We start from the raw sequence: 7,322 nt of genomic DNA on the forward strand, positions 1-7,322 counted from the left end.
ATTCTTCAGGTTCGGGTTTATTTTGATGTAGTCTTAAAAAATCATTTATATCACAGATTCCTGGGCCAGACACCAATCGTTCCCAGCTTACATGCCCATATTTTAGATGAAGAAATCGCCAAAGCTCAATATCCAGTTCATTACGGGGACCAAAATCGCAATGACCACCTTCTGTTGCAAAGGGATGATACCGCGCACCGTCCCAAAACAGACCTGCCTCGCCTAGACCTGTCCCGGAAGAAATAACAGCGGCATTGCCTGCTGTGTCCGATCCTGATTTTAGAATTTCCAAATCTTTGTGTTGAAGTGCAGACAGCCCATAAGCATTGGCTTCCATATCATTAATTAAGGAAACCCATTTAACTTGCAGTCCCCTCCGTATTTCTTCCACGGTGATCTCCCAAGGGAAATTGGTACCTTGCACTTTGCCCTGGTACACCGGCCCTGCGACCCCCAGGCATACCCCATCCATAGAGGGAAATTTTTCACCAAGAAATGTTCGGACTAACTCTATAAAAGATTTGTAATCCTTGGTAGGGTAATTCCCTTCTTTTAATACGGCAAGTTGTCCGTTGGCTATTTGGAAAAGAACTAAACTGCTTTTTGTGCCTCCCACATCCCCCGCCAAGAGAATAGCCTCAGTTTTCAGATTTATTTTTCCATCCAAAAATGCCAGTGGAATCAGGGATTCGTGGACCAGGGGCAATGAGAATATTTCATTATTTTGTATCATCTTCTTTTGCTAAACCATGCTTACTCCCTATATATTCTAACGTATGTCCTTCGTTTAGTTTAGGATCCAAAGGCTAATCGCCGGGCGTATCATTCAGTACAAGCTGCATATGATCTTACCAAACTTAACTTTTATCTAAAGTCAATAAAATGACAAATATCATTCGCAGTGAGCGAAGTACTTCTTATTTTAGTATACGAAATAAGAGTAAACTTCCAGGATGGGCTGAAGGCCGCAAATTAAATTGAGTTTTCTTCAGGAAAGTTTATTTATCGTTTTTTATTTCTCCTTTGACAATGCGCTGAAAACTGAAAGACGATATAAAACTCTTTTTTAAAGATGATATTAGCTGCAAATAATGCTCAATTTAATCCTATATTTAGACAAAATGATCTAATACCATTAGGACTCCTGCAATCCCTGCCTACCATCCTGAAAACAAGTAATTAAGGATTCCATGCAGTTCCTAAGAGCTAACAAGAATTGAATGAAAGTACAATTTTTTACCAGAGAATATCCCCCCTATGTTTATGGAGGGGCCGGGGTACATGTTGAATATCTGGCGGCAGAACTATCGAAATTAATGAAGGTAGATGTACGCTGCTTTGGCGATCAGAATGAGGCCTCCGATCAACTTACCGTTGGCGGATTTCCATATGAAAATCCGGTATTTAACAAAACCGATGACAAGTTAAAAGGCGTACTGCAAACCTTAAGTACCTGTATTCATTTGAATGCTGATGATATTGATGCTGATATTGTGCATTGCCATACCTGGTATGCCCATTTTGCCGGTATTGTAGCCAAGTTGTGTTATGGCAAGCCCCTGGTTATAACCATACACTCCCTGGAACCCTTACGGCCCTGGAAAAGGGAGCAATTAGGGAGAGGGTACGATGCGTCTTCCTGGATCGAAAAAACGGCTATTGAAATGGCCGATTCTATTATCGCTGTCTCTAAGGAAACCAAAGAAGATGTTTTGAAGTTCTTCAAGGTGGATGAAGACAAAATTGAGGTTATCTACAATGGCATCAATCTGCAGGAATATGTGGTCACAGAAGACACCTCCACGCTAACAACCTACGGCATAGACAAAACAAAGCCCTATGTGCTCTTTGTAGGCAGGATCACCAGACAAAAAGGCATTATACATTTGGTGAATGCCATTAAATATATTGACGCGGATACTCAGATCGTACTATGTGCGGGCGCCCCGGATACCAAAGAAATAGCCAGGGAAATGGAAGAGAGTGTGCAAGCGGTCACTAAAACCAGAAATAACGTTATTTGGATCGATAAGATGCTCGATAAAAAATCGGTCATACAATTGTATTCCCATGCCGATGTTTTTTGTTGCCCTTCTATTTACGAACCTTTTGGCATCATCAATATAGAAGCTATGGCTTGCCAAACGGCTGTAGTGGCAAGTGCCGTTGGCGGCATCAAAGAAGTAGTGGTAGATGGCAAAACAGGAATTTTAGTGCCTTTGGAACAGCAAAAAGTCGCGCCTTTTGAACCGGTAGATCCGGATAAGTTTTCCAGAGACCTCGCCAATGGTATTAATATGCTTATCAATAATGACGAATTGAGAAAGGAGATGGCGGTCAATGGTCGAAAACGCGTTGAAGAGACCTTCGATTGGGAGGCCATTGCCAAACAAGTTAAAACCTTATATGAATCCTTAATAAAATAAACATGGTTAACAATAAAACACTCGCTATCATATTGGGTGGCGGACAGGGAACAAGATTATATCCCCTGACCGAATCACGATCTAAACCAGCGGTACCCATTGCCGGGAAATACAGATTGGTAGACATCCCTATTTCCAATTGTATCAATTCCGAAATTAAACGCATGTATGTCCTAACACAGTTTAATTCTGCTTCCCTCAACAAGCACATAAAGAACACCTATCACTTTAGTTTCTTTAGCACGGCCTTCGTGGATATTCTGGCCGCTGAGCAAACCCTGGGCAATACAAAGTGGTTTCAGGGAACCGCCGATGCGGTAAGACAATGCATGCATCATTTCCTGCAGCATGAATTTGAGTACGCACTAATTTTATCGGGAGACCAGCTCTATCAAATGGATTATAATCTGATGCTGGAAGCACATATTAAGAGTGAAGCAAAAATTACGGTAGGGACCATTCCTGTGCATGCCAATGATGCTCCAGCCTTTGGAATCCTAAAGTCGGATCAGGATAATAGGATAACCTCCTTTATTGAGAAACCAGCCACGGAACTACTACCGGACTGGACCTCAGACGTCAGTGATGACATGAAGGCCCAGGGAAGACACTACCTGGCCTCAATGGGAATTTATATTTTTAACAGAGACTTGTTGATAGAGTTGATGAATGATCCGGAAACGGTCGATTTTGGAAAGGAAATTATTCCCCAGAGCATACATAAGCACAAGACCATGAGCTATCCGTTTGAAGGATACTGGACAGATATTGGTAATATTAGTTCCTTCTTTGAGGCCAATCTTGGACTAAGCGATGAAATTCCGAAATTTAATCTGTATGACAAGAACAAGCGCATTTTCAGCAGGGCAAGGATGTTACCAACTACAAAACTTAGTGGTACCAAAATGATCAATGCCGTTATAGCCGACGGGTGTATTATACACGCCGCCAGCATTGAAAGATCCGTAATTGGGATCAGGGCCAGGATCGGAAAAGATTCTGTGATTCGCAACACCTATGTAATGGGGAGTGATTACTATGAGACTCTTGAAGAGATTGAGCATTTCCACATTGAAATACTTATGGGGATCGGAGAACGATGTACCATTGAAAATGTGATTGTAGATAAGAACTGCAGAGTTGGGGATGATGTAACCATACAAGGGAGACCAGATTTGGAAGACACAGAAACCGATACCTATGTGGTCAGAGACGGTATTGTAGTGCTAAAAAAGGGAGCTGTGATCAAAAGTGGTACGGTGATATAAGAATTCCGAATACATCGATGCTAAAATCTATGGCTTTTTGACAACTGCTAATCTTCCTTTAAAAATTTATGATCTAACCGATAAGAAGAATAGAAAGAAATTCTTTCTAAAGAAGGTTTGAATGAACGTAATATTCAAAATCAATGAATTTTAAAAAGTAGTTTTAACGAACCAAAAAAGAGTCAAAAATTAGTATTTCCATAGAATAAAACCTCAATAATGAATAAGCCCATTATTTTATTGGTATGTTTCATATCATGCTTCGGTGTCATGCAAGCTCAATCATCGTCATTATGGTTTGGGTATTACCAGGAAGACGCTGGCAATAACCCTGAAGATCCTATGATTGGACTAGTGTACTTACACATTCCTAATAACGGGGAATTTTCTGGGGAACTTATTTTTAGTTATCAGGGTTGCGAGGGGGGTATGCAACGTGGTCGGGTATCCGGACAGGTCAATGAAAATGTAATCTCTGGTAATTGGTCTGGAACCGTTGATAATGTAGCAGTGGCTGGTGGTTATTCGGGACAAATGGATCTAAGCACAAAGGGTTATTCAGGCATTTATATCAATAGTGAAGGAAAGAAAAAAATTGAATGTGATTGGCTCACTTATTATGTTGCTGGAAAAGGAACGTGGCAAGTATATGGATCAAACGAGCCTTTTAGTATAAATATTGATATCTCGTATGAAGAGGGTATCCCGTTTTTTAACTGGACTGACTTTGATGATCTTGAAACCTTTCGTTTTGTGATAGTCGATTTGGAATGCTTGATAGAACAACAGGACCTGGAACAATGTATGGTGTGGAACGGTGAGTATGTCTTTTCAGATCTTGAATATGGCATGGAATACGGCGATTTACCTCCTTCCAGACCTTTAATAATTGGCAAAAATTATTTGATACATGTTCTGGCCTATGGAGAAAACGGAAGTATCCTGGGCTCTGCAAGTAAGGAGTTTATACATCAATAAAAGAAGATTCGGATCATAAATCTGTTTTGATCAAATAAAAAAGCCTGAAAATCTTTCGATTTTCAGGCTTTCTGCTTGTCGGGGTAATGACAGACCTAAAAATAAGGTCATAACACAATCTATACCAATATTTTACCTTGCTAATTTTAAGCTGCACACCTCTTTGCGATTTTTAATACAAATTAGCACAAGGGATGTAACTCTTTATCTTAAAAATTTAGGAAAACCAATTATTATATCAAAACTAATCAAGGAGCTATATCTGAAATCGATTATTTTCATAAAACGTTGGTTTCTTGAAACTCTCGAAAAACTTGGTATGAGTGCTTTTTAATGGTCAAAAAAAGTAATAGCCGGCAGATACCTGGAAAACAGCATTCTTGGCATCGACATTTTTTATGGCATCAGTAAGTCCAAAATTATAGCGTAACTGTACAAAAAACTTTGAAAACTCAACACTGGCACCCAGGGCAGCACTAATGTCAAAACTGTCAAGATCGTCCAGGTCAGAACTGCCATTGGCGGTAAGGCCAAACTGAGGGCCAGCCTCCAAACTCAGTATTTTAGCAAACTTTAATTTGGCCAAGATTGGAATGTTCAAATAATCGATATCGGTATCTTCAATACCCTGGGCCGAATAAACAATTTCGGGTTGAATGGCAAAACTGCCGAGGCCAAGTTGGGCCACTGCTCCTATATGATAGCCCGTACGGCCATCGAAGCTATCAAAAACAGCATCGCCATTTAGCGTTGCAAAGTTGACACCGCCCTTTAAACCAAATTTAAAATCCTGGGCTTGCGAAGGACCTACAAGACCAATAACAAATACAATAAACATAAATAGCTTCATCATCAGGGTTTTATAGTTAAAAGCATTTCAAATTTACACCTAGAATTTACAAAAAAGTTTTTAGACACATAATATCTTATTACAAGTGTTCAGCGAATTTTTGTCATAAAAAGATTCCCGATTCTGTTAAAGTTTAACGTTCTAATTCAAACCAATCATTTTTCTTGCCATTCAATCATTCAATGGGTTTTAAGAATATGTTTAATAGTTTAATGGTGTTCTAGTTCTAGAATTGGTTAGATATATGGGTCTTCTAAAATTATACTCATTAAGATAGCTTTTTTTGAATGCTCTATTTACACGATATACTCAACCCATAAACCTTTTTCTATAATCTCATTATTCTTCTAGGTGTCAATCCAACTTGATAATGCATTAGAAGTATAATCAACAGATGGGAAAAAGATTTTTGCCATGTTTGTTGTCATTGTGTAGTTACAGATGAATATAGTTCATATAGCCGATAAGCCTTTTACGTGCCGAATAAATTTAAAATTATTTCAAACCGTTTTAAGGGTAACTAGAGCAATGTATAGTTTTAATTGGTCAGGGATTATCTACTTCATAAAACAGTTCCGAATACCCTACTTTTCCATTTGAAGTAATTCCCTCACAGATAAGCACCATTTTCCCGGTAAGATCACCATTAAAAAAAGTTGTTTTCGCCTGACCATTACTATTGGTAATAATATTTGGTTTCCAATAAAGGAGTGTGCGCCTGTCAGGAACATCCCAATCTATTTTTAAGGGTTCATGATATTCGGGAGCATAATATTCCCGAATCGGAGAATATTGGGGGGCCGTATCGGTTATAAGATTCGTTCTTCTAGTTTTGGGGAAAGCGCCGTACAGACCCTTTCCCGAATAAGTATAAATAGCAAGTATAGCGGGAAAAGCAGGAGGAGGGCATATTGGCGCACAATCAAAAACTTTATTGTGATAAGTATTGGCTGTGTATGTATTTCGGATAATCTCGACACTCTTAACCGCACTTACCGGAATATTTCCAATTAGCCTGTAGTCTTCCGAATGTACAGGAATACCGTCTATAACCACATATGTCCATTCGGCACCATGAACATAGGCGATTTCAAATCCTGCTGCATTACCCACCCGTTGAACTCGTATCGAGTTTGGGTAATTGAAAAGCAACCATCTATACAGGCCTCTGGTCCAATTCTTTTGTTTATTTATTAACTCAGCATTGTCAATGACAACATCAGGTATCCCATGTAGCTCCGCCATTTCAGCACGCTCTGGTGTAACTCTATAATCGCTCACTACAACTTCATTTAGGGCTATGGTATTTGGTAATAGAAAAGGATCTAACCTGATATCCTCCTCTATTTTTTGAGTCATTTTCTTTTCAATAATACTATCAACAGGAACAATGACATTTTCCGATTCATAGGCTATTTCAGGGACTTCGTACTCTTTGATATTAACCTTTAGGTCACCCCTTTTGTTGCTTGCATCCGAGGGCTGTATCACAAACTTTTTACCTGGACCATAGCTATCGCCCAACACAAACCTAAAATACCCCGTACTGTCAGTTTCTTGTGTGTAAGCTTCTATGGGTTCGCCCATTAAGAGCAGATCTAGCTCATATCTGTTGTTCTTTGGTCCATGCCTTTTTCTTACTTTTTCAACGTCATCAACAGTACCATTGATTTCCAAACCTTTTTCAGCACTTAAAAGTCTTGGCTTTTTCTTCTCTTTGTATTTATAATTGGTCCAGCCTTGAGTCAGCATCAAATAATCCAGTTCTGTCAGGTTTTCTGTATTTTCAAAATAGTACGA

The 7,322-nt window shown here is 39.3% G+C and carries 6 protein-coding genes; 3 read left to right on the forward strand and 3 right to left on the reverse strand.

All coding sequences use genetic code 11. The features are described from left to right. Window positions 1–733, reverse strand: a 733-nt coding sequence (locus WBM49_RS10120) for a glucokinase (RefSeq protein WP_424371934.1), incomplete at its 3' end; no start/stop codon positions are given. A 487-nt stretch (window positions 734–1,220) separates the two neighbouring features. Here WBM49_RS10120 and glgA point away from each other — a divergent pair. The 3 genes from glgA to WBM49_RS10135 all read left to right on the forward strand — a co-directional run bounded on the left by glgA (window position 1,221) and on the right by WBM49_RS10135 (window position 4,672). Continuing rightward, window positions 1,221–2,426: a glycogen synthase gene (gene glgA / locus WBM49_RS10125; protein WP_424371935.1), complete on the forward strand. Its 1,206-nt coding sequence runs from the start codon at window positions 1,221–1,223 to the stop codon at window positions 2,424–2,426. A gap of 2 nt (window positions 2,427–2,428) precedes the next feature. After that, window positions 2,429–3,694, forward strand: a complete 1,266-nt coding sequence (locus WBM49_RS10130; protein WP_424371936.1) for a glucose-1-phosphate adenylyltransferase — start codon at window positions 2,429–2,431, stop codon at window positions 3,692–3,694. 219 nt (window positions 3,695–3,913) lie between these two features. Continuing rightward, window positions 3,914–4,672, forward strand: coding sequence for a hypothetical protein (locus WBM49_RS10135; RefSeq protein ID WP_424371937.1), 759 nt, complete (start codon window positions 3,914–3,916; stop codon window positions 4,670–4,672). A gap of 337 nt (window positions 4,673–5,009) precedes the next feature. On the opposite strand, the gene WBM49_RS10140 is transcribed toward WBM49_RS10135, so the two are convergent. Both WBM49_RS10140 and WBM49_RS10145 read right to left on the reverse strand, forming a co-directional pair. Beyond that, window positions 5,010–5,525 (reverse strand): porin family protein, encoded by a 516-nt coding sequence (locus WBM49_RS10140; RefSeq protein WP_424371938.1) that lies wholly within the window; start codon window positions 5,523–5,525, stop codon window positions 5,010–5,012. 543 nt (window positions 5,526–6,068) lie between these two features. Further along, the coding region (locus WBM49_RS10145) for a hypothetical protein (RefSeq protein ID WP_424371939.1) at window positions 6,069–7,322 on the reverse strand (1,254 nt) is incomplete at its 5' end.

It is taken from the genome of Muriicola sp. (assembly GCF_049669965.1).
Taxonomy (GTDB): domain Bacteria; phylum Bacteroidota; class Bacteroidia; order Flavobacteriales; family Flavobacteriaceae; genus Muriicola.